This is a genomic window from Wenzhouxiangella sp. YN1 (assembly GCF_056324145.1).
Window position 1 is genome coordinate 16,771 of record NZ_JBJNIO010000125.1, and the last position, 21,933, is coordinate 38,703.

Genomic DNA, 21,933 nt, shown 5'->3' on the forward strand with positions numbered 1-21,933 from the left:
TCATTTCTGGAGTCCGCGCCGGGCCGACCAGCTGAAGGCAATACTTATACCGATGAACAAACACCGCTTCCATATCGCGCTCGCTCTCGGCCTGCTGGCCCTGGCCGCGGCAGCCCTCGCTCAGCCGGGGCCGGTGCAGCGACCGCATATCGAGGTCGAGCTGGTCAGCGAAGTCAGTCACATCCAGCCCGGCGAGTCATTTCGCGTCGGTCTGCGCATGCTGCCCGACGAGCACTGGCATAGCTACTGGAAAAACCCGGGTGATTCGGGCCTGCGCACCGAAATGGAGTGGGCGCTGCCCGCCGGCGCCAGCCAATCAGGCATTCAGTGGCCCTATCCCGAACGCGTGCCGATGGGGCATCTGGTCAACTACGGCTACGGCGGCGAACATCTGCTGCCGGTCACCATCACACCGCCACAGGATCTTGCCCCCGGCGACGACTTTCCGATCGCAGTGGCTGCAGAATGGCTGGTGTGCGAGGAAATCTGCGTTCCCGGCGATGCCGAGCTGTCGATGAGCCTGCCGGTACGGGACCAGCCCGCACATGAAGATGAAGACCTCGCCGACCTGTTCGCCTGGGCTGACGACCGCCGGCCGCGCGTCGTCGACTGGCCGGCGCGCTTCGACACCAGCGGCGGTCAGCTGGCCGTCCAGGTCGAATCCGAAGGCCTGCCTGCCGGCGCCGACTGGACCGTGTTCGTCGGGGCCGAGAACATCGTCGACCATGCACATCCAGCTGAAACCGCTGCTGTCGACGGCGTGCTGCAGGCCGGCCAGCCACTTTCTCCCTATCTCGGCCAGGTTCCTGAATCCATGCCCGTGGTTTTCGTCGATCAGGCCTCGGGCGAAGCCTTCGAGGTCAATGCGCAGGCGGGTTCGCTGCAGAGTACCGGCGCGGGGGTTGTCACTACCGGCGGCCAGCCGCCGATCGGCTGGGGCCTGGCCCTGCTGCTGGCGCTGGCCGGCGGGGTGTTGCTCAACCTGATGCCCTGCGTGTTTCCGGTGCTGTCGATCAAGGCCATGAGCTTTGTAGGCGGCGCGGGTCGTGATCAGCGCGTACACGGCCTGGCTTATACCGCCGGCATCGTGCTGAGTTTTGCGGCTGTCGCCGGCGTTCTGCTGGCGCTGCGCGCCGGTGGTGAGGCCATTGGCTGGGGCTTTCAGCTGCAGTCACCCTGGGTGGTGGGCGTGCTCGCCTACCTGCTGTTCGCGCTGGGGCTTTCGCTGTCGGGCCTGTTTAGTTTCGGCGAACGGCTGATGGGCGCCGGCCAGCATCTGACCGAGCGCGAAGGTGTTTCGGGTTCTTTCTTCACCGGTGTGCTGGCCTGTATCGTAGCCAGCCCCTGCACCGCGCCGTTCATGGGCACCGCCCTGGGTGCGGCCGTGCTGATGCCCTGGCCGCTGGCCATGGCGGTGTTCGTTGCGCTCGGCTGTGGCCTGGCGCTGCCGATGCTGGCACTGAGTTTCTCGCCGGCCCTGGCCCGCCGGCTGCCAAAACCCGGCCCCTGGATGGAAACCTTCCAGCAGCTGATGGCTTTTCCGCTCTATCTGGCCGTCGTCTGGCTTTTGTGGGTATTGGGGCGCCAGATCGGAGCGGATGGTCTGGTGGCCGTGCTGCTCGGCCTGGTTGTGCTGGCTTTCGTGCTCTGGTTGGCGGGCCGGCCAGGGCGTGGCGCCACCCTGGCCAGTATCCGGCACGTGGCTCTGGCGCTGGGTGCGGTAACGGTGATTGCCGCGCTTGGCGCCGGCGTTCGCATGCAGCAGACACCGGGAGAGGTTGAAAATGTCTGGTGGGAAAGCTACTCGGCCGAACGCCTGAATGAATTGAGAAACGATCCCGAGCGCGCCGTGCTCGTCAACATGACCGCAGACTGGTGCATCACCTGCAAGGTCAATGAAGGCGTGGCGCTGAGCACCGAAGCCGTGCGCGCAGCGCTCGAGGCCAATAACGTGGCCTACATGAAGGGCGACTGGACGCGTCGTGATGCGGCCATCACCGCCTATCTTTCAGAATTCGGACGCAACGGCGTGCCGCTTTACGTGCTCTATCCGCACGACGGGGGCAAGCCGCGGGTGCTGCCCCAGGTGCTCAGTCCTGGCCTGGTCATCGGGGCCATCGAGTCACTGTAGTCTTGCCAGGTTGATATGTTGTGACCTGACGAACCACTCTCGAATAGAAGAAGGAACGAACTCATGATCCATCGAATCATCCTGTTGACCGTCATGATCTTGCTGACCGCAACCGCCGCCGTCGCAGCCGCGCCGCAGGTCGGCGAGGCGGCGCCGGAGTTCAGCGTAGTGGATACTCAGGGCAACGTGCACTCACTGTCGGACTACGCCGGACAAAAGGTCGTGCTGGAGTGGACCAACCACGAGTGCCCATTCGTGGCGGCGCACTACGGCGCCGGCAACATGCAACAGCAGCAACGCGCAGCCCGCAACCAACATGGTGCCGTCTGGCTGACGGTGATTTCTTCCAGGCCCGACTCGCAGGGACACGTCAGCCCAGAACAGGCCGATGAACTCACCCGCTCGCGCAATGCCTACCCCAGCGCCGTACTGCTGGATGAATCCGGCGACATGGGCCGCGCTTACGATGCGCGCGTGACCCCGCACATGTACATCATTGATGAAGACGGCATTCTGCGCTACATGGGCGGCATAGATTCCATTCCCAGCGCCAGCCAGGACGACATTCCCGACGCCACGCAGTACGTGACGGCCGCGCTTGATGAAATGGCGGCGGGCAAACAGATTTCACAAGCGACCACGCGGCCCTATGGCTGCACGATCAAGTACTGAAGCACCGCTTCGGCTGGTATCAATGACTGTACAGCACAGCGGGCTGTGGCTATGCTTCAGGCTCTTACCGAAACACGGAGCACGCCATGAGTACCAACAGAATCATCGGCATCGTTCTGCTCATCATCGGTGCAGGGCTGTTGTTTTTCGGCATGCAGGCCACCGGCTCGCTGACCGAGGAAGTCCACGAGACGCTGACCGGGCGCTTCACCGACACCACGACCTGGTATCTGCTTGGCGGAGGCGCCGCCTTGATCGTAGGCATCATCATGCTGGCCCGGGGCCGCTGACAGGCAGCACTGAAAAACCTTCATAACGAATTACAGCGCCGGCGGCACGCGCTTGTTGCTTGCCTGCTCATAGGCATAGGCCAATGCCAGCAGGGTTGGTTCGCTCCAGGCCGAGGCGAAGAAAGACAGCCCGACCGGCAGGTTGTCCATTTGCCCCATCGGCACGCTGATGATGGGGTAGCCGGCATGTGCCGAAGGCGATGAACTCGATACCTGGAAGTTGTCGCCCAGCACCGGGTCAGTGAGCCAGGCCGGCGAACCGCTCGGCGCGATGATGGCGTCGAGTTCATGCTCGGCCAGCACCCGATCGATGCCTTTCTCGCGGCTGTGCTCGAGCATGCGTTCCAGAGCCTTGCGGTATTTTTCGCTTTCGATGTCGTCGCGCTCGGCCGCCTGGAACAGCAGCGAACGATCAAAGCGGGCGGTCTCTTCCGGGTCGTCTCTTATCGCCTCGACCAGGGCCTTGTAGCTGTCGAAGGGCGCGCGCTCGCCCAGCGCGGCGAGATAGGCGTCCATCGCGTGATGAAATTCGGTCAGCAGCACCTCCATGGCGTCGCCGCTGATGCTTTCCTTGCTGATGGCGTCGATCTCGACCACTTCGGCGCCGGCGGCTTCCAGCGCGGCAACGGCCTCACGCACGAGCGCTTCGACGCGATGGTTGCGCTGCGTGGGTCCGGTCCACAGCCCCAGTCGCTTGCCATCGAGTGCTTCGGCATCGAGGAACTGCGTGTAGTCTTCATGTCGCCGGGCACTGTCGATCAGAGTGCGTTCATCATCCGGATCTTCGACTGCCAGCGCACCGAGCAGCACCGCTGCATCACGTACCGTACGCGTCATCGGCCCGGGGCTGTCGCTGGTGGGCGCAATCGGAATGATGCCGCTGCGACTCCAGAGCCCCACCGTGGGCTTGAGCCCGACGATGCCGTTGGCGTTGGCCGGGCACACGATCGAGCCGTTGGTCTCGGTGCCGATGTTCAGTGTGGCCAGGCTGGCGGCGCCGGCAACGCCCGATCCGGAGCTCGAACCACAGGGGTTGCGCCGCGGATCGTAGGCATTCCTGACCTGACCACCCAGACGGCTCCAGCCGCTTGAAGACGTGCTGGAGTGAAAGTTGGCCCACTCGCTCAGATTGGTCTTGCCGAGAATGACGGCGCCGGCAGCGCGCAAACGCTTGACGATGAAAGCGTCTTCCGGTGGGATCACGCCTTCGAGCCAGACGCTGCCGGCGGTGGTGGGCATGTCCTTGGTGCCGATGTTGTCCTTGAGCAGCACGGGAATGCCGTGCAGCGGCCCACGCAGCTTGCCGGCGGCGCGCTCGCGATCGAGCTCGGCGGCCTGTTCCAGCGCGTGTTCGTTGAGGTGACGAACGGCATTGAGCTTTGGGCCGCTGCGATCGATTTTTTCAATGCGCTCGAGATAAGCAGCGGTCACCTGTTCGGCGGTGAAGTCGCCGCGCTCGTAGCCGGCCTGGATGGCGGCCACGTCCAGCTCGGCCACATCGGGCAGCTTGCCGGCCAGCGCCGGCAGCACGGCCAGCATGAACGGGGCAGTCAGCATGAATTTCATCATCGATCTCCGAAGCGTCAATACGGAGACACCATCATGCCATGTGGGCGGCGCATGGGGATCAAAGGCGGAACCCTTGAACCGCGAAGACGCAAAGAGAGCGTGGAACTGAAAACCATGGCCACGGAAAACTCGGAAGGCACGGGAAAAAGTAAAGACAGACAGGCTTGATGAAGCGTGATTATCTTTCCGTGTCTTCCGTGTCTTCCGTGGTTACAGGGTTTCTTTACTTGCCGCCCGGCTCGGCAAAGCCGGCGAACCACTTGCGCACTTCGTCATACCAGTACAGCGAGTTGTTGGGCTTCAGTACCCAGTGGTTCTCGTCGGGGAAGTAGATCAGGCGCGACTCGATGTCCTTGCTCTGCAGCGTGCGGAACAACTCGAAAGCCTGGCCGACGGGCACGCGCAGATCCTGCTGGCCGTGGATGATCAGCGCGGGGGTATCGAAGTTCTCGGCCTGGTAGTGCGGCGAGATTTCCTGATAGATCTCCGGCACTTCCCAGAAGTTTCCAAAGCGCTCGGCGTGCACGGCAAAGTCGGAGGCCATCTGCGAGTACATGTTGTAGACCGGCGCGTGGATCATCAAAGCGTTGAACGGATGCGCCTTGCCCAGCAGGATGGACGACAGGTAACCGCCGTAGCTGCCGCCGCCGGTGACCATGCGCTCGGCATCGATCCAGTCCTTGTCGGCAAACCATTCGGCCGCGGCGATGGTGTCGTTGTAGGGCGCCGTCACCCAGTCGGGGTTGATGTAGTCGACGAAATCCTGGCCGAATCCGGAAGAACCGTGGAAGTTGTGCCAGGCGGTGACGTAGCCCCAGGAGGCAAATGTCTGGGCGTTCCAGCGGAAATGAAACACATCGTTGATCGAGCCGTGCGGGCCGCCGTGAATCAACAGGAACAGCGGGTATTCCTTGCTCTTGTCAAAACCCGGCGGATAGTTGACCCACATCTGGATGTCGGCGCCGTCGTGGCCGGTATAGGTCACGGATTCGTAACTTCCGGTATCAAGCGAGTCGAGCAGTTCCCGGTTGATGGTGCTCAGGCGCGTGGCCTTGCCGCTGTCGGTGTCGATGCGTACCAGGCGTGGCGGATACAGGAAGCTCTGGTTGGTGCCGACCAGGGTGCCGTTGGCGGCAGTCGCCAGGCTGCCATAGCTGGTTTCAGCCGTGATTGCCCGCGGCTGGCCGCCGTCGGTGCCAATGAAGAACACGCGCACGGTGCCGGCATCATCGACCGCGCCATAAAAACCGCTGGCGTCTGCCGCCCAGACCAGACCCGAAGGCGCGCGATCCCAGTCGTCGGTAATGCTGCGCTGATCGCCGGAGTCAAGGTCGTGGAGGATGATATTGCTGGTGTCGGCATAAAAGCCCGGTATGCTCTGCTGCAGAAAAGCCAGGGTCTTGCCATCGGGGCTGAACAGCGGGCTGCTGTCGCCGGCTTCATTGGCGGTGGTCAGGTTGCGGGCCGAGTCCGATCCGATCCCGGCCAGATAGATATCGTAGTCGGGCTGAACTGCATCGTCATGCCGGTCGCTTACAAAAGCGATGTAAGCCTCTTCGGGATGGACGTCGTAGCTGCCCGCACCGGCGCCCGATCGGGAAAGCTGGCAGTCCAGCGGCTGCGTCATCGGCTCGATGTCACCGCCATCAGCGGGAATGCGAAAAACGTGGTTTTGACGCGCCTCATCGATCCAGTGGTCCCAGGACGCATAGGGCAGGGCATTCCACCGATGCGCGGAGACTTTCGACTCTTTTTCCTGCTCCAGTTTTTCTTTCATCTCGTCCCAGTCCATTTCTGGATAAACGCTGGAGATGAAGTAAATGTGCTCGCCAACCCACTTCAGCGCGCTGACGCCGGTGGGGACCTCGCTCAGGCGCTGCGCCTCGCCCGGGCCGTCCATGTGGATCAGGTAGATCTGTCCAGCGTCGTCATCACCGCGCTTGGCAACGAAGGCCAGCCGATCGCCCGTCGGCGAAAATACCGGGCTGGAGGCGGACTCGCCCTTGGCGGTCAATGGTCGCTCCACCGAACCGTCGGCGGCAAACAGCCACAGCCGGGTTTCTCCCTCGTCCTTGTCGATGTCGTAGTCGGTCACTGGTGCAACCACCCAGCGACCGTCGGGTGAAATCACCGGTGAACCGATGCGGTCGAGCTGCCACAGCACCTCGGCCGACATGGGTTGACTATCGCTTTCATCGTTGTTTTGTGCAGCCACTCCCATCATGGGAAGCAAAAGCAGCAACGTAAGCAGAGATCTTTGCATTGGATGCCCTCTTTATCGGGTTCGTTGTCTGTGGCGCTTTCCTGCCGGAGCACCGCAGCGCAGTACTCGAAAAGTGCCGTCAAAACAGCATACTTGAAAGCCAATCGCTTCGGTCATCAGGATTCAATCCGACCGAATCAACCGATCTGCGGCATTTGCACCGCCACGAAGCTTGGCGCACAATCGCACGATTCAGAGAACTATCCGGAATCAGAAAACAATGAAAACCACCTCCATTCACGGCATGTGGTCATCACGCCTGGCCTTCATTCTCGCCGCCACCGGTTCGGCCGTGGGCCTGGGCAACATCTGGCGCTTTCCCTATATCACCTCCGAAAACGGCGGCGGTGCCTTCGTGCTCATTTATCTGCTGTGCATTGCCATTGTTGGCCTGCCGGTAATGATGTCGGAGATCGTCATCGGCCGGCGCGGACGCATGAGCCCGATCAACTCGCTCAGGGAGTTGTCCGACGACGTCGGCGCCAGCCGCGCGTGGAGCGGCATTGGCTGGATGGGCATCATTGCCGGTTTTCTGGTGCTGTCTTTCTATTCGGTGGTGGCAGGCTGGACCCTGCACTACGGTTTTCTCTATCTCAAGCAGCTGCTCGGCGGCGCCGCGATCACCGATCCGGAGGCCACGTTCAACAGCCTGCTGGCCGCACCCGGAGAACTGACCATCTGGCACGCCATCTTCATGACCATGACCCTGAGCGTGGTCGCTTTCGGCGTCGAACGGGGTCTGGAGCGCGCGGTCAGCGTCCTCATGCCTTTGCTGCTGGTGTTGCTGCTGATTCTGCTTGGCTACGGCATGAGCACGGGGCATTTCTCCGAAGCGGTCGGTTTCCTCTTCAGCCCCGACTGGTCGCAGGTTTCTGGCGGCATGATCGTGACCGCGATGGGGCAGGCCTTCTTTACCCTCAGCCTGGGGATGTGCGCAATCATGACCTACGGCGCCTATCTGCCGGCGGATATCAGCATTCCGCGCGTGGCCGTCACCGTGGCCGGGGCGGATACGGCGGTGGCGCTGATCGCCGGATTGGCCATATTCCCGATCGTGATTTCCTACGGTATCGACCCCGCCGGCGGGGGCGCCGGGCTGATCTTCACCTCACTGCCGCTGGCCTTCAATGAAATGCCTTTCGGCATTCTTTACGGGATGATGTTCTTCCTGCTGCTGTCGGTGGCCGCCTGGACCAGCTCGATTTCCTTGCTCGAGCCGGGCACCGCCTACCTGGTCGAGCGCACCAATATGGGCCGCAAGGCCGCCGCCATGACCGTTGGCGCACTGGCCTGGATGGCCGGCATGGCCTCGGTGTTCAGCTTCAACCTCTGGTCGCATATCTCCATCGGCGGGCGCGACATCATGAGCGCCATCGAACACGCCGCCAATGATTTCATGATGCCGGTCGGCGGCATGCTGATTGCCGTGTTCGCCGGCTGGGTGCTGTCAAACAAGGTGACCCGCGAAGAGCTCGATCAGCGCATGCCGGACTGGGCCTTCACGGCCTGGTTGTGGCTGGTGCGCGTGGTCACGCCTGCGCTGATTCTGGTGGTGGTGGCCAGCCTGATCGGCCTGATCTAGTGACTGCGCCCTGCCGCTCAGTCCGTGGTTTGAAAGCGCGTCATGCGGGCATGCGGGCTTGAGGGCGCGGCCGATCTGAGGGTACAAGGCGGCGGCCGTCGCCGCTTGCCCCTGGGGTGGCGAACTCAGTCCACCGGCGCGAATCGATGTTGCGCATGCGCCTCGCAGATACCGGCAAAGCGCTGCAGCACACCTTCGCCGGCCGGGCTCGGCTCGACCGCTTCGATAATCGCCCGGCTGTCCAGGCCTTCGCCGTCAAGCTGTTCGCTGCGGGCTTCGACATAGCAGCGCATGATGTGCTCGTCGAACTCGGGGTGGAACTGCAGGCCCCAACTGCGGCCGCCAAAATGCAGGGCGTGGTGCTCATCGGCCTCGGTTCGGCCGAGCACGCGGGCACCGGCGGGCGGCGTCAGCACCACTTCCACATGGGTGACGTGCACCCGGCTCTCGGGCGCCAGCGGACCTATCAGCGCATCGTCTTCGGCCTGAACCTCGAAGCGCCGCGTACCCATTCGGCGGCCCTGTGGATTGGGCCCCACGCTGCCGCCCAGCGCATGGGCCATCAGCTGGTGTCCGTAGCAGATGCCAAGCACCGGCAGCAGATCAGCCCTGGTCACACGCGCCAGCCAGCCGGCGGTGTTCTCCGACCAGTCAAGCCGGTGCGACACCATGGCCGGAGATCCGGTGACCACCACGCCGGCATACTCGTGCAACGCCTCCGGCGCCGGCAGGCTTTCATTGTCAGAAACGGTAACCGTGTGATAGTCGAAGCGCTGCGGGCCGAAGGCGCGGGCAAACCAGGCTTCAAAATCGCCGAAGCGCTCACGCGCCTGAGCGCAGGCGGAACCGGTCTTGATGATCAGCAGGCGAGGGGTCATGGCGTTGCTATTTCTGTTTTGACTGTGTTGAAAAAGAGGCATCGAACCGGTCATGATAACCGTTTGCAGGCCAACGGACGGCTGCCGGGCCGTTATACTTGCCAACTCGCCCGAAAGAGTCGACCTAAACCGTGTATTTTCAGGATTTCATTCGCGCCCTGGATCGCTACTGGGCCGATCAGGGATGCGTGCTGACCGCACCGCTCGATCTGGAGGTGGGCGCCGGCACGTTCCATCCGGCCACGTTCCTGCGTTCCATCGGCCCCGAGCCGTGGAACGCCGCCTACCTGCAGCCCTGCCGTCGCCCGGGCGACGGCCGCTATGGTGAAAACCCCAACCGCCTGCAGCACTATTACCAGTACCAGGTCGTGATGAAACCCTCGCCGCTGGATTTCCAGGAGCTCTATCTGGGCTCGCTGGACGCCGTCGGCGTCGATCCGAAGGTACACGACATCCGCTTTGTCGAAGACAACTGGGAGTCGCCCACGCTCGGCGCCTGGGGTCTGGGCTGGGAGGTCTGGCTCAACGGCATGGAGGTCACGCAGTTCACCTATTTTCAGCAGGCCGGCGGGCTGGCCTGCAAGCCGGTCATGGGCGAACTCACCTACGGTCTGGAACGCCTGGCGATGTATCTGCAGGGTGTCGACAGCGTCTACGATCTGATCTGGGCCGAGGGTCCGTTCGGCAAAGTGACCTACGGCGACGTATTTCATCAGAACGAGGTCGAGCAGTCGATCTACAATTTCGAGCAGGCCGATGTGGCGAGCCAATTCGACTGGTTCGATACCTGCTACAGCGAGGCAGTGCGCCTGGTCGAGGCCGACCTGCCGCTGCCCGCCTATGATCAGGTGCTCAAGGCCTCGCACGCGTTCAACCTGCTCGATGCGCGCCAGGCAATCTCGGTAACCGAACGCCAGCGCTACATCCTGCGGGTACGCGATATTTCCCGGCGGGTGGCCGAGGCTTATCACGCCCGCCGTGAGGCCTTGGGATTTCCCGGCGCCAAAGGTCGAGACCAGGAGGGTGCGGCATGAGCGAGCGCGCCGACCTGCTGATTGAAATCGGCTGTGAAGAATTGCCGGCCGGGCAGCTGCACGGCCAGCTCGAGCTGCTGGCCCGGGGCCTGGGGTCACGCCTGGCCGACGCCGGACTGATCGATGATGCCGATGCCGTCTCGCGCATGGGAACACCGCGCCGCCTGGCGGTGCGCATTGCCGCCGTCAAGGCCCGGCAGGCCGATCAGGTGCTCGAACGCCGCGGCCCGGCCGAAAAGGTGGCGCTGGACGCCGACGGCCAGCCGACCCGTGCCGCAGAAGGCTTTGCCCGCAGCGTCGGCAAGGCTTTCGACGAGCTCGAATGGCTCGAAAACGAGCAGGGGCGCTGGCTTTTCACTCGCGTCGAGCAGCCCGGCAAGCGCCTGGCCGAGCTGCTGCCGGACATGTTCGACGCCACCGTCCGTTCGATGGTGGGCGCACGTTCGATGCACTGGTCCGATCGCGACGAGCGCTTTCTGCGCCCGGTGCGCTGGCTGCTTGCGCTGCACGGCAACGAGACGCTGAAGCTGGAGCATTTCGGCCTGCAGGCCGGTCGTGATACCCGGGGACATCGCATCCATGCGCCCGGCTGGCACTCGGTTGCGGACGCTGCTGCCTACGAGTCGGTGCTGGAGAAGGCCTGCGTCATGGTCGATCCGGATCGCCGCCGCGAGCAGATTGTCGCTCAGGTCCGCCGGCTCGCCGATGAAGCCGACCTTGAAGCCGTGCTCAACGAACGCCTGGTCGACGAGGTATCCGGGCTGACGGAATGGCCGGTGGCCGTGATCGGGCGATTCCATGCCGACTTTCTGGAGGTTCCCGAGGAAGCATTGATTTCGTCGCTGGAGCAGCATCAAAAATGCTTTGCCCTGCGCGACAGTGGCGGCCGCCTGGCGCCGCGCTTCATTGCCGTAGCCAACATCCGGAGCAGCCATCCTGAACTGATGACGGCGGGTTTCGAGCGCGTTATCCGGCCGCGCCTGGCCGATGCCCGATTTTTCTGGGACCAGGACCGCCGCGAATCGCTCGCTGACAAGCGCGAGCGCCTGGACGCCATCCTGTTTCAGGAAAAGCTCGGCAGCATCGGCGACAAGGTGCGTCGCATCGAACAGCTGGTTGAAACCACGGCGCCCGCGCTGGGTGCCGACCTGGAAGCCACCGCTCGGGCAGCGCAACTGTGCAAGTGCGACCTGGTCACCGAGATGGTGGGCGAGTTCCCCGAACTGCAGGGCATCATGGGCCGCTACTACGCGCTGGCCGACGGTGAGCTGCCGGCGGTGGCCAACGCGATCGAAGGCCACTACCGCCCACGCCACGCCGGCGACGGCCTGGCGGCCGATGAAGCAGGGCGGGCGCTGGCCCTGGCCGACCGGCTCGATACGGTACTGGGGGTATTCGCCGCCGGGCAGAAGCCCAAAGGCGGCAAGGATCCCTTCGCGCTGCGACGAGCGGCGCTGGGCATTGTTCGACTGCTGGGCGAATCGGGCACCGTCCTGACGCTGCAGCAAGCACTGGCGGCGACCGGGCGCGCCCTGCAGGAAACCGTTGCCGTGACGCCCGCGCTGCTCGACGAGGTCGAACACTTCATCTTCGAGCGGCAGCGCTCCTGGGCCAGCGAGCAGGGCATGGAGACCAATACGGTCCACGCCGTGGCCGCCGGCGAGAGCGGATCGATTGCCGACTTTCTCGCCCGCGGCCGCGCCGTGCAGACATTTGCCGATGATCCCGCCATGGCATCGCTGGTGGCCGCCAACAAGCGCGCCAGCAATCTGCTCAAGCAGGCCGGAATGGAATCGGTTCCCGACATCGATCGCGAACGGCTCCAGGACGCCGCCGAATCGCGCCTGGTGGCGGCCATCGATACCGCCACCGACGAGCTGGATCAAGCGCTGGCGGCCGGTGACTACCCGGCCGCGCTGGCGGCGCTGGCCCGGCTGCGCGAACCCGTCGACGCGTTTTTCGATGAGGTCATGGTGATGTGTGACGACGAGACGCTCAGACACAACCGCCTGGCCGTGCTCGCGCAGCTCAGGGCGATGTTCTTGCGCATTGCCGACGTTGCCCGGCTGGGGCGCTGATGGGAGGCCCGCCCGCACCCGTCCTGATCGAGCGCAGCCTGCTGCTGAACCGGGACCGGCGCTTGCCGGATGCCGGTCGGGTCGAGCGCGTGGTGGCGTTTCAGCGCAGCGGACATCGTGTGCTTCTGGTTGCCGCCCGGCCCGCCGGCTGGCGACCCACGCGCCGCAGCGTCGATCGCGATCTGGCCCTGCAGCAGCAGCTTCATCAGATGTTCAGCCGCGCCGGCGCCGAGCTCGACGGCGTTCTCTACCTCGGCGGTGGCCTGTTCAGCCGCAAGCAGCGGCAGAAAAACGAGTTCGAGCGGACTGCGCAGCGATATGGCAGAAACGTCGTCGATATAACCCTCATCGGCACCGATCAAGCACTAATGGAAGCCGCCCGCCAGGCCGGAATCAAGCTGCAGATCGTAGCCGATCCCGGCGCCACGCCAGATCTTGACGACCTGGACACTGCGCTGAAAAGTGTGAAGTGTTAGGTGTGAAGTGTTAGGTGTGAAGTGTGAAGTGTGAAGTGTGAAGAAAAAAGATGAATTCACGCTAACGCTTGACGACCCCAGGAGGCAAAAGCTCCAGGATATAAAACCTCACCAACCGTCTTGAACGCCCGCCTCTTAACACTTAACACTTCACACTCAAAAACTATAGCGTCAGATATCGAGATGAGCGACCTCGAGGGCGTTTGCTTCGATGAATTCACGCCGTGGTTCGACTTCGGTGCCCATCAGGGTCGAAAAGATCTCGTCGGCGGCAACGGCGTCCTCGATAGTGACCTGCAGCAGGCGGCGGGTTTCCGGGTTCATGGTGGTATCCCACAGCTGTTCCGGATTCATCTCACCCAGGCCCTTGAAGCGCTGAAAACTGCGGCCCTTGCGGGATTCTTCCATCAGCCAGTCGAACACTTCGGCAAAGCGGGTGACCGGCCGGCGGTTGTTGCCGCGTTCGATGCGGGCGCCTTCTTCGAACAGATCGTGCACCGCCTCGCCCACCATGGCCAGCTGTCGATACTCCGGCGAATTGAAGAACGAAGTATCGAGCACCGTATCCTGCACCACGCCCTGAGAGTGACGTGAAATCGCGACGCCGCCGCCGGGCAGCGGCTTGATGTGCCAGGTGACGCCCGCCGGCGTCGCCTGCTCCAGCCGGGTGCTGAAGGCCTCGGCCCAGACGTCGAAGTTGGTTTCCTCTGAAAGTGGTTTGAAATCAACAAGTTGCTCAACCACATCGACATCGTAACGCAGCTTGAGCCGTTCGCCGATCATGCGCGCCTGCTGAAAGTTCTTCAGCAGCTCGCCCAGTGCGGCCGCATCGATCGCCGGCGCATCCGTCGAAGGATACAGGGCAGCACCGTCGAGCGCGCGTTCGAGAAGGTACTGATTCATCTCGCCCTCATCCTTGAGATACCACTCCTGCTTGCCCTGCTTGATCTTGTACAGCGGCGGCTGGGCAATGTAGACATGGCCGCGCTCGACCAGCTCGGGCATCTGCCGGTAGAGAAAGGTCAGCAGCAGGGTGCGGATGTGCGAACCGTCAACGTCGGCGTCGGTCATGATGATGATGCGGTGGTAGCGCAGCTTATCGATATCGAACTCTTCCTTGCCGATACCCGTTCCCAGCGCGGTAATCAGGGTGCCGACCTCGACCGAGCTCAGCATCCTGTCGAAGCGCGCCTTCTCGACGTTGAGAATCTTGCCCTTGAGCGGCAGGATCGCCTGGTTTTTGCGGTTTCTGCCCTGTTTGGCAGAGCCGCCGGCGGAATCACCCTCGACCAGAAAGAGTTCTGACAGCGCAGGATCCCTTTCCTGGCAGTCCGCCAGCTTGCCGGGCAGGCCGGCCACGTCGAGCGCGCCCTTGCGGCGCGTCATGTCGCGTGCCTTGCGCGCGGCCTCGCGCGCTCGGGCGGCCTCGATGACCTTGCCGACAATCACCCGGGCATCGTTGGGATTCTCGAGCAGAAAATCGCGCAGATGGCTCGACAGCGCGGACTCCACCGCCGGCTTGACGTCGGAGGAAACCAGCTTGTCCTTGGTCTGCGATGAAAACTTGGGATCCGGCACCTTGACGGACAATACCGCGATCAACCCTTCGCGACAGTCGTCGCCAGTGGTCTGGACCTTGGCCCGCTTGGCCAGGCCTTCCTCGTCGATGTAGTGGTTGATGGTGCGCGTCAACGCAGCACGAAACCCGGACAGGTGGCTGCCACCGTCCTTCTGCGGAATGGTGTTGGTAAAACAGAACACCGACTCCTGAAACGAATCCGTCCACTGCAGGGCGGCTTCCACCGTGTTGCCGTCGACTTCGGCGACAAAGTGCAGGGGCGTGGGATGCAGCGCGCTCTTCTTCTGGCTCAGGTGCTGTACAAAGGAGCGAATGCCGCCTTCATACATGAAACGGTCCCGCTTGCCGCTGCGCTCGTCGATCAGTTCGATCTCGATGCCGGAGTTGAGAAAACTCAGCTCGCGCAGGCGCTTGGCCAGTATCTCATAGTGAAACTCGGTATCCGAAAACGTCTCCCGGCTGGGGGTAAAGCGGATCTCGGTCCCGCTGCGGCTGCTCTCGCCGGTGGCTTGCAGCGGTGCCTCCGGTATGCCGTTGCGATAACTCTGGTACCAGCGCTGACCCTGGCGATGAATGACCAGCTCGAGCTTTTCCGACAGCGCGTTGACGACCGACACACCAACGCCATGCAGGCCGCCCGAAACCTTGTAGGAGTTGTCGTCGAATTTGCCGCCGGCATGCAGTACGGTCATGATGACCTCAGCGGCTGAACGGCCTTCTTCCTCGTGCATATCGACGGGAATGCCACGGCCGTTGTCACAGATGCTGACCGAGCCGTCGCCGTGCAGAATCACCCGCAGGCGGTCGCAATGACCGGCCAGAGCCTCGTCAATCGAGTTGTCGACGGCCTCGAAAACCATGTGATGCAGGCCCGTACCGTCATCGGTGTCACCGATGTACATGCCCGGGCGCTTGCGAACAGCATCCAGGCCCTTGAGAACCTTGATGCTGGTAGAACCGTAATCTTCTTGCGCCATGTGGATGGAGTTTCCAGGAAGGTTTGCGCACACCGGGGCATCAACTTGCCGGCCGGCGACTTATTCGTTTGATTATATCACTGCTGTGAAATTCGGCCATGTTCCACGTGGAACACTCTCGCCGCCGCCGGTGCTTCGCTGGTGGCGGTCACCCAGCTCTGGACGGATTCGCGTTCGAGCCAGCTCAGCAAAGCGTCAAGATGCTGCGCGTCCAGCTCCGAGACCGGATCGTCGATCAGCAGAAGTGGGGCAAGTGATTGGCCGTCGGCCAGCATGCGGTACTGGGCCAGCAACAGCACGATGGCAATCAGCTTCTGCTGACCACGGGAAAGCTCTGAAGCCACCCGGTTCGCGCAAGAAAGCACCAGCTCGGCCCGATGCGGGCCGTAACGGGTGAATCCACGCTCGCGATCTCGATCACGCTGGTCACGGAGCACGGTGGCCAGCTCGGTGCCGGACGGCTGGCCATCACGGTAGCGCAGTGCCAGCGGCCCCGGCAGGCGAAACTCCAGCTCGCCTTCCATGGCGCGCACGTGCCCTGACAGCGCCTCGATCAGACCGTGGCGGGCGTGGCTGATTGCTTCGGCGGCGCGCAGAAAATCCGGCTCCAACGCGTTGAGCACCCCGTCGGCAGCGCGGGTCTTCAGCGCGGCATTGCGCTGACGCAGCAGACGGGCGAAGCGTTGCCAACCGGCCAGATAGGATGGTTCCACGTGGAACAACTGCCAGTCCAGGAATTGACGCCGACCAGCCGGCCCCCCGTTGATCAGCTCGTGACTGCCGGGCTCGATCAGGGTCAGGGGGAGCAGGGCGGCGAACTCGCTGATTCGCTGGCTGTCGCGACCGTCGATACGGCCGCGCCATCCTTCGGAATCACGCTCGACGCCCAGCCTCTGGCCGCTGTCGCCGCGGCGGGTCACCACGGTCAGCGCCTGTTCACCACTGCGAATCACCCGGCCCATTCGCGCCGAGCGAAACGACCGTCCTCGCGCCAGCAGATAGATCGCCTCCAGCACGCTGGTCTTGCCGGCCCCGTTGGGCCCGCAAAACCAGTTCATGCCGGACGCCGGTGCCAGCTCAACCGGTTCGAGGTTGCGCACCCCCCGGATCGACAGCTGGTCCAGGCTCAAGAAGACTCGCGCGGCGTGGTCATCCGCGTCGGCTACAGCTTCAGGGGCATCACCACCTGGCGGACGTCCTCGCTGTCCAGGTCGGTGATCAGGCAGGAGCTATTGGCATCCTTGAGCGATATCGCCACCTTTTCGCCCGCCATCGAGTTGAGCGCGTCCATCAGGTAATTGACATTGAAGCCCACCTTGAGCTTGTCGACGGTGTGTTCGGCTTCGATCTCCTCGGTGGCTTCTTCCTGCTGCGGATTGTGGGCCACGATGCGCAGAGTGTCGGGCAGCATTTCCAGGCGCACGCCGCGGTACTTTTCGTTCGACAGGATCGCCGCGCGCTGCAGCGCGTGAATGAACTCTTCGCGAGCGACCTGCATCGGCTGCTCGGAAAGCAGCGGAATCACCGCCTCGTAATCGGGGAAGCGTCCGTCGATCAGCTTGGTGGTCATCACGATACGCTCACGATCGACCCTGAGAAACCCTTGGCCGAGCATGATCTTGAGCGGTTCGTCGATGTCTTCGAGAATGCGGTTGAGTTCCATGACCCCTTTGCGCGGCACGATCACACTGCGCATCTCGCCGCTGATTTCCGCATCCGTTTCCGCCAGCGCCAGGCGATGGCCGTCGGTGGCCACCGCGCGCAGCTGGCCGTCGCGAAACTCCAGCAGCAGGCCGTTTAGATAATGGCGTACGTCCTGCTGCGCCATGGCAAACGAAGCCTTTTCAAGCAGCCATCTCAACCGCCCCTGATTGATCTGCCAGGTCTGCAGCGTTTCGGCCTGATCGCTGGAGGGGAACTCGCTGGCCGGCAGCGTTGCCAGGCTGAAGCGGCTGCGACCCGCGTGCACCGCCAGTTTGTTTTCGTTGAGCTGAACGTTGACCTGCACTCCCTCCGGCAAGGCCCGGCAGATATCAACCAGCTTTCGCGCCGGTACCGTGATGGCACCGGTTTGAGCGACCTCGGCCTGGGCCCGCGCAACGATCTCGACTTCCATGTCGGTACCGGTGATGCGCAGACCCTCGTCGACCGCTTCGATCAGGAAATTGGCCAGAACCGGCAGCGTTTGCCGGCGCTCGACCACGTTGACGACCTGGGAAATGGGCGCGAGCAGCGTCTCACGTGGAATCGAAAACTTCATGATTGCTCCTTCATGTCGAAGCAGTCGGATGACTGTTTCTGTTTTGTTTATATAAAGAAATAAGCAGTAACAGTAGGGCCTGTTGAAACTGTTGAAGAAACATTTTTCCCCTCATAATCAATTACTTGCCACTCCATAACCGCAAGGATAACCGGCGGCGAAACCTGTTGAGTCTTTGTGGATAACTCGCCCTCGAAAACTTGTCCACAGCTTGTTCAGGCTCTCCCCACAGCTTGTTCCGGCAAGCGATGATTCATGCGGCCCTTCAACTGGTCAATTCCCGGGTCAGACGGGCGTGTTCCTCACGCAGGCGCCCGTCCGACTCGCACAGACTCTCGATTTTACGACAGGCGTGCAGCACTGTCGTGTGATCGCGACCGCCGAAGGCGTTGCCGATTTCCGGCAGCGAGTGTTCGGTCAGCTGCTTGGTCAAATACATCGCCATCTGCCGCGGCCGTGCAATCGAACGGTTGCGCCGGCGTGAGAGCAGGTCGGCAACCCGCAGCTGATAGAAATCCGCCACCACTTTCTGAATGTTTTCAATGGTGATCAGACGATCGTGTACCGCCAGTACGTCGCGCAGAATCTCCTGGGTGTAGTCCACGTCGATGCTGCGGCCCGAGAAGCGGGCGTTGGCGATCAGCGAGTTCAGCGCGCCCTCCAGGTCGCGAACGTTCGAACGCATGCGGCGCGCAATCAGGAAGGTCACGTCGTCGCTGAGCTCGAGCTCGCGCTCGCCGGCCTTCTTCTGCAGAATGGCCACCCGGGTTTCAAAGTCCGGCGGTTCGATCGACACCGTCAGCCCCCAGCCAAAACGCGAGCGTAGCCGTGCCTCGATGCCATCCACCTCCTTGGGGTAGCGATCACAAGTCAGGATGATCTGCTGACGTGATTCGAGCAAGGCGTTGAAAGTGTGGAAGAATTCCTCCTGCGAGCGGTCCTTGCCGGCGAAAAACTGAATGTCGTCGAGCAGCAGGGTGTCGACCGAGCGGTAGCGTCGCTTGAATGCATCGATACTGTCGCGGCGGAGCGCCTGAATCATTTCGCTGACGAATTTCTCTGCGTGCAGGTACATGACCTGTCGATTGGGGTTGGCCTCGGCGATGAAGTGGCCGGCAGCGTGCAGCAGGTGGGTCTTGCCCAGGCCGGTGGAGCCGTAAAGCAGCAGCGGGTTGTAGACGGTGCCGGGGCTGTTGGCCACCTGGTTGGCGGCGGCAAAGGCCAGTTCGTTGGACTTGCCCAGCACAAAGTTGTCGAAATGATAGCGCTCGTCCAGACCCCAGGCGCCGCCGCGCTCGGCCTGCGGCTCCAGGCGCGGCGCCTCGCGGCTGCCCACCTCGATGCTCACGGCCTCGCGCTGGAAGCCGTGATAGGCAAAGAACTCGCGCATCATTTCGAGGTAGTGCTGGCGCACCTGGTCGCGCACCAGATCATTGGGCGCGCTCAGCCGCACGCGGCTGCCGTCGCTGCCATCGAGCTGCAGCGGACGAATCCAGGTGTTGAGTTCCTCCAGCGGAATCTGCCGCTCAAGGCGCTCGAGGCACTGTTGCCAAAGGGCACCTACCGGATGATTGGGCTGCTGCTCGGTCATAAGTGGTTCAGTCTAATCCTCATGTGGGCTAAATTCACCCTGCGCGTCGCGGCCGCCCCCAATATCAGAGCGTTGACACGCAAGCAATCTTGAAGTTATGATTTCCGTCTTTTGTCAGGCCTTCCTGAGCGGCGTGGCGTTGACGGAAGCGTGATGTCGTGGTCGGGGCAAAACCGGCGCCGGAGCGAACCGGCCGGCCATTCTATCGTCAAAGCCATCGCCAAAACACCAACAGCTTACGGACTCAGTCATGAAACGGACATTCCAGCCCAGCAGAATCAAGCGCCTTCGCCGCCACGGCTTCCGTGCGCGCATGGCCACCAGATCAGGCCGCGCGATCATCAACGCGCGCCGCGCCAAGGGTCGTAAACGCCTGGCCGCCAACCCGGGCCGGTAGTCCGCAGGCAAATGCCACGGCGGCAGCGCCTGCCCAGAACTGCACGCCTGCTCAGCGGTGCGCAGTTCAAGGCGGTTTTTGCCGGTCGTCGCTCCTGCGGTAACGAACTCTTCCGGGTGCACTTCGTTCCGTCCGACCAGGCGCGTCTCGGCATGGCCGTGTCGCGCCGAGTGTCGAACAAGGCGATCGATCGCAATCGTATACGCCGCCGCATACGCGAGACCTTTCGCCTGCGGCGCGATCGTCTTGCAGCGATGGACTACGTGGTCGTGGCTCGATCGGCTGCTCGCCATGCCGATCCCCGCGTCCTGAACGCAAAACTCGAACAACTCTGGCAGCGGTTTAGCGACAATCCATGAATACGCGCAGTTTCCTTCTTCTACTCATCGGCCTGCTGGCCTTCATGGCGTACCTCGAGTGGCAGAAGGACTATGCACCGCCACCGCAGCCCGAGGCCCGCACCCCGCAGCAGTCCACCACGGATAACGGCAGCCTGGCCGCAGCGGGCAAGGCGCCCGCCGAGCACGACGGCGAAATTGCCGATCTGCCCGACGTGCCGGATTTTGCCGATGACGCTGAAACTTCCGACGCTTCCGGCCGGCTCGAACCCGCAGCAGAGAACCGTCAGCCGGACGCACAGCCTGCGCTCCGGGCGAGCCGCCGCATCAGCATCGATACCGACGTGCTCAACGTCGATCTGGATGCCAACGGTGGCACCCTGGTGGATCTGCGCCTCAAGGATTATCCGGTCAGCGTCGACCAGCCCGAAACGCCATTCGAATTGCTGGTCGAGGATCTGCCGCGTCTGTTTGTCGCCCAGGCCGGCCTGGTCAGCGCCGAGCGACCGGCGCCCAACCACCGCACGAACTGGGAATTCGAGCGCGACTCCTATACGCTCCAGCCCGGCGAAGACACCCTTGAAGTACCCCTGACCTGGCGCCACGACTCGGGTCTGGAAGTGGTCGCCACCTGGATCTTCCATCGCGGTGACTATGTCATTGACCTCAACGTCGAGGTCATCAACGACAGCGGTGAACCCTGGCAGGGGGCGCGTTATCTCCAGCTGCAGAAGACCCGCCCGGAGTCGAGCAGCGGCTGGGCCTTTACCAACCCTGAGCGAATCAGCTATGACGGCGCGGCGGTCTACTCCCCGGAAGACGCGCTCACCAAGCAGGGCTGGGACGATATGGCCAAAAAGCCGTTCGAGGCCACCTTCAGCGGCGGCTGGGCAGCCATGATCCAGCATTATTTCCTGGCCGCCTGGATTCCGCCCGAAGGCCAGCGCCATCGCTACACCACCCGCCAGGTCAACGGCGGGCAGCTGCCGCGCTATCTGATTGCCGCCACCTCGCCTCAGGTAGTGGTGCCAGCCGGCAGCCGGCATGAATTCAACGCCCGCCTGTTCGCCGGCCCGAAAGTACAGAACCGCCTCGACGAAATCGCCCCGGGCCTGCGCCTGACGGTCGACTACCGCTTCTTCACCATCATTTCGCGCCCGCTGTTCTGGGCGCTCGACCACATCCATACCCTGATCGGCCACTGGGGTTTCTCGATCGTGGTGCTGACGCTGCTCATCAAGCTGCTGTTCTACAAGCTCACCGAAAAGCAGTTCCGCTCGATGGGCAAGCTGCGAAAACTGCAGCCGCGCATTGCCCAGCTCAAGGAGCGCTACGGCGACGACCGGCAGAAGTTCGGTCAGGCGATGATGGAGATCTACAAGAAGGAAAAGGTCAATCCGCTCGGCGGCTGCCTGCCGATCCTGGTCCAGATCCCGATCTTCATTTCACTCTACTGGGTACTGCTCGAGTCGGTCGAGCTGCGCCAGGCGTCATTCCTGTGGGTGCCTGATCTGAGCCAGCCGGACCCGTACTTCATCCTGCCGGTGCTCAACGGCGTGTTCATGATCATCACCCAGCGCCTGATGCCGGCGGCGGGCATGGATCCGATGCAGCGCAAGATCATGCAGGGCCTGCCGGTGGCCTTCGCCTTCCTGTTCGCGCTTTTTCCCGCCGGCCTGGTGCTCTACTGGGCAACCAACGCGGGCGTATCGCTGGCCCAGCAGTGGTACATCCTCAGGCGCCTGGACAAGGAAGAAGAACGCCGCAAGCGTTGATCCGGTCGGTTGGTTAACAGACCGACCTGAATATGGTAATCTG

The 21,933-nt window shown here is 62.8% G+C and carries 17 protein-coding genes; 10 read left to right on the plus strand and 7 right to left on the minus strand.

Going from position 1 to position 21,933, the window contains the following annotated elements; genetic code table 11:
• Window positions 1–52: 52 nt before the first annotated feature.
• From ACEWQZ_RS04925 to ACEWQZ_RS04935, 3 genes are all read left to right on the plus strand, one after another.
• On the plus strand, window positions 53–2,131 hold the full coding sequence (locus tag ACEWQZ_RS04925) for a protein-disulfide reductase DsbD family protein (protein WP_476481954.1): 2,079 nt from the start codon (window positions 53–55) through the stop codon (window positions 2,129–2,131).
• 63 nt (window positions 2,132–2,194) lie between these two features.
• Entirely contained in the window at window positions 2,195–2,803 is a 609-nt protein-coding gene (locus ACEWQZ_RS04930; protein WP_476481955.1) for a thioredoxin family protein, read from the plus strand.
• Window positions 2,804–2,889: 86 nt separating this feature from the next.
• Window positions 2,890–3,093, plus strand: a complete 204-nt coding sequence (locus tag ACEWQZ_RS04935) for a DUF3185 family protein (protein WP_476481956.1) — start codon at window positions 2,890–2,892, stop codon at window positions 3,091–3,093.
• Between the two features lie 30 nt (window positions 3,094–3,123).
• Here ACEWQZ_RS04935 and ACEWQZ_RS04940 read toward each other — a convergent pair whose 3' ends face one another.
• A complete protein-coding gene (locus tag ACEWQZ_RS04940; protein ID WP_476481957.1) occupies window positions 3,124–4,650 on the minus strand; it encodes an amidase in 1,527 nt (508 codons plus the stop codon).
• Between the two features lie 235 nt (window positions 4,651–4,885).
• The gene (locus tag ACEWQZ_RS04945; protein ID WP_476481958.1) at window positions 4,886–6,925 is read right to left on the minus strand and encodes a prolyl oligopeptidase family serine peptidase; all 2,040 of its coding nucleotides are present in this window, start codon (window positions 6,923–6,925) and stop codon (window positions 4,886–4,888) included.
• A gap of 220 nt (window positions 6,926–7,145) precedes the next feature.
• On the opposite strand from ACEWQZ_RS04945, the gene ACEWQZ_RS04950 reads away from it, so the two are divergent.
• The gene (locus ACEWQZ_RS04950; RefSeq protein WP_476481959.1) at window positions 7,146–8,507 is read left to right on the plus strand and encodes a sodium-dependent transporter; all 1,362 of its coding nucleotides are present in this window, start codon (window positions 7,146–7,148) and stop codon (window positions 8,505–8,507) included.
• Window positions 8,508–8,632: 125 nt separating this feature from the next.
• Here the strand turns inward: ACEWQZ_RS04950 and ACEWQZ_RS04955 are convergent, their stop codons facing one another.
• Window positions 8,633–9,385, minus strand: a complete 753-nt coding sequence (locus ACEWQZ_RS04955; protein WP_476481960.1) for a glutamine amidotransferase — start codon at window positions 9,383–9,385, stop codon at window positions 8,633–8,635.
• A 131-nt stretch (window positions 9,386–9,516) separates the two neighbouring features.
• Between ACEWQZ_RS04955 and glyQ the strand changes: the two genes are divergently transcribed.
• The 3 genes from glyQ to ACEWQZ_RS04970 are packed head-to-tail and all read left to right on the plus strand — an operon-like array spanning window position 9,517 to window position 12,973.
• Window positions 9,517–10,419: a glycine--tRNA ligase subunit alpha gene (glyQ, locus tag ACEWQZ_RS04960; protein ID WP_476481961.1), complete on the plus strand. Its 903-nt coding sequence runs from the start codon at window positions 9,517–9,519 to the stop codon at window positions 10,417–10,419.
• Window positions 10,416–12,497 carry a glycine--tRNA ligase subunit beta gene (glyS, locus tag ACEWQZ_RS04965; RefSeq protein WP_476481962.1) on the plus strand — a complete coding sequence of 694 codons (2,082 nt, stop codon included), beginning with the start codon at window positions 10,416–10,418 and terminating at the stop codon, window positions 12,495–12,497. The genes glyQ and glyS overlap by 4 nt, the downstream gene beginning before the upstream one ends.
• The gene (locus ACEWQZ_RS04970) at window positions 12,497–12,973 is read left to right on the plus strand and encodes a hypothetical protein (RefSeq protein ID WP_476481963.1); all 477 of its coding nucleotides are present in this window, start codon (window positions 12,497–12,499) and stop codon (window positions 12,971–12,973) included. The genes glyS and ACEWQZ_RS04970 overlap by 1 nt, the downstream gene beginning before the upstream one ends.
• Before the next feature lie 171 nt (window positions 12,974–13,144).
• Here ACEWQZ_RS04970 and gyrB read toward each other — a convergent pair whose 3' ends face one another.
• From gyrB to dnaA, 4 genes are all read right to left on the minus strand, one after another.
• Entirely contained in the window at window positions 13,145–15,529 is a 2,385-nt protein-coding gene (gene gyrB / locus ACEWQZ_RS04975) for a DNA topoisomerase (ATP-hydrolyzing) subunit B (RefSeq protein ID WP_476481964.1), read from the minus strand.
• A gap of 77 nt (window positions 15,530–15,606) precedes the next feature.
• A complete protein-coding gene (gene recF / locus ACEWQZ_RS04980; RefSeq protein ID WP_476481965.1) occupies window positions 15,607–16,659 on the minus strand; it encodes a DNA replication/repair protein RecF in 1,053 nt (350 codons plus the stop codon).
• A gap of 32 nt (window positions 16,660–16,691) precedes the next feature.
• The gene (gene dnaN / locus ACEWQZ_RS04985) at window positions 16,692–17,789 is read right to left on the minus strand and encodes a DNA polymerase III subunit beta (RefSeq protein WP_476481966.1); all 1,098 of its coding nucleotides are present in this window, start codon (window positions 17,787–17,789) and stop codon (window positions 16,692–16,694) included.
• Window positions 17,790–18,054: 265 nt separating this feature from the next.
• Complete coding sequence (dnaA, locus tag ACEWQZ_RS04990; RefSeq protein ID WP_476481967.1) at window positions 18,055–19,380, minus strand: chromosomal replication initiator protein DnaA; 1,326 nt, start codon at window positions 19,378–19,380, stop codon at window positions 18,055–18,057.
• Between the two features lie 250 nt (window positions 19,381–19,630).
• Between dnaA and rpmH the strand changes: the two genes are divergently transcribed.
• Genes rpmH through yidC form a run of 3 tightly spaced genes read left to right on the plus strand, consistent with a single transcriptional unit; the run spans window position 19,631 to window position 21,890 of the window.
• The gene (gene rpmH, locus ACEWQZ_RS04995) at window positions 19,631–19,777 is read left to right on the plus strand and encodes a 50S ribosomal protein L34 (protein WP_476481968.1); all 147 of its coding nucleotides are present in this window, start codon (window positions 19,631–19,633) and stop codon (window positions 19,775–19,777) included.
• 11 nt (window positions 19,778–19,788) lie between these two features.
• A complete protein-coding gene (gene rnpA / locus ACEWQZ_RS05000) occupies window positions 19,789–20,136 on the plus strand; it encodes a ribonuclease P protein component (RefSeq protein ID WP_476481969.1) in 348 nt (115 codons plus the stop codon).
• Window positions 20,133–21,890 (plus strand): membrane protein insertase YidC, encoded by a 1,758-nt coding sequence (gene yidC, locus ACEWQZ_RS05005; protein WP_476481970.1) that lies wholly within the window; start codon window positions 20,133–20,135, stop codon window positions 21,888–21,890. The genes rnpA and yidC overlap by 4 nt, the downstream gene beginning before the upstream one ends.
• The last annotated feature ends 43 nt before the right edge of the window (window positions 21,891–21,933 follow it).

Coding starts and splice junctions, on each gene's coding strand:
- ACEWQZ_RS04925 (WP_476481954.1), top strand. CDS start 53: ATGAACAAACACCGCTTCCATATCGCGCTCGCTCTCGGCCTGCTGGCC.
- ACEWQZ_RS04930 (WP_476481955.1), top strand. CDS start 2,195: ATGATCCATCGAATCATCCTGTTGACCGTCATGATCTTGCTGACCGCA.
- ACEWQZ_RS04935 (WP_476481956.1), top strand. CDS start 2,890: ATGAGTACCAACAGAATCATCGGCATCGTTCTGCTCATCATCGGTGCA.
- ACEWQZ_RS04940 (WP_476481957.1), bottom strand. CDS start 4,650: ATGCTGACTGCCCCGTTCATGCTGGCCGTGCTGCCGGCGCTGGCCGGC.
- ACEWQZ_RS04945 (WP_476481958.1), bottom strand. CDS start 6,925: ATGCAAAGATCTCTGCTTACGTTGCTGCTTTTGCTTCCCATGATGGGA.
- ACEWQZ_RS04950 (WP_476481959.1), top strand. CDS start 7,146: ATGAAAACCACCTCCATTCACGGCATGTGGTCATCACGCCTGGCCTTC.
- ACEWQZ_RS04955 (WP_476481960.1), bottom strand. CDS start 9,385: ATGACCCCTCGCCTGCTGATCATCAAGACCGGTTCCGCCTGCGCTCAG.
- glyS (WP_476481962.1), top strand. CDS start 10,416: ATGAGCGAGCGCGCCGACCTGCTGATTGAAATCGGCTGTGAAGAATTG.
- ACEWQZ_RS04970 (WP_476481963.1), top strand. CDS start 12,497: ATGGGAGGCCCGCCCGCACCCGTCCTGATCGAGCGCAGCCTGCTGCTG.
- gyrB (WP_476481964.1), bottom strand. CDS start 15,529: ATGGCGCAAGAAGATTACGGTTCTACCAGCATCAAGGTTCTCAAGGGC.
- dnaN (WP_476481966.1), bottom strand. CDS start 17,789: ATGAAGTTTTCGATTCCACGTGAGACGCTGCTCGCGCCCATTTCCCAG.
- dnaA (WP_476481967.1), bottom strand. CDS start 19,380: ATGACCGAGCAGCAGCCCAATCATCCGGTAGGTGCCCTTTGGCAACAG.
- rpmH (WP_476481968.1), top strand. CDS start 19,631: ATGAAACGGACATTCCAGCCCAGCAGAATCAAGCGCCTTCGCCGCCAC.
- rnpA (WP_476481969.1), top strand. CDS start 19,789: ATGCCACGGCGGCAGCGCCTGCCCAGAACTGCACGCCTGCTCAGCGGT.
- yidC (WP_476481970.1), top strand. CDS start 20,133: ATGAATACGCGCAGTTTCCTTCTTCTACTCATCGGCCTGCTGGCCTTC.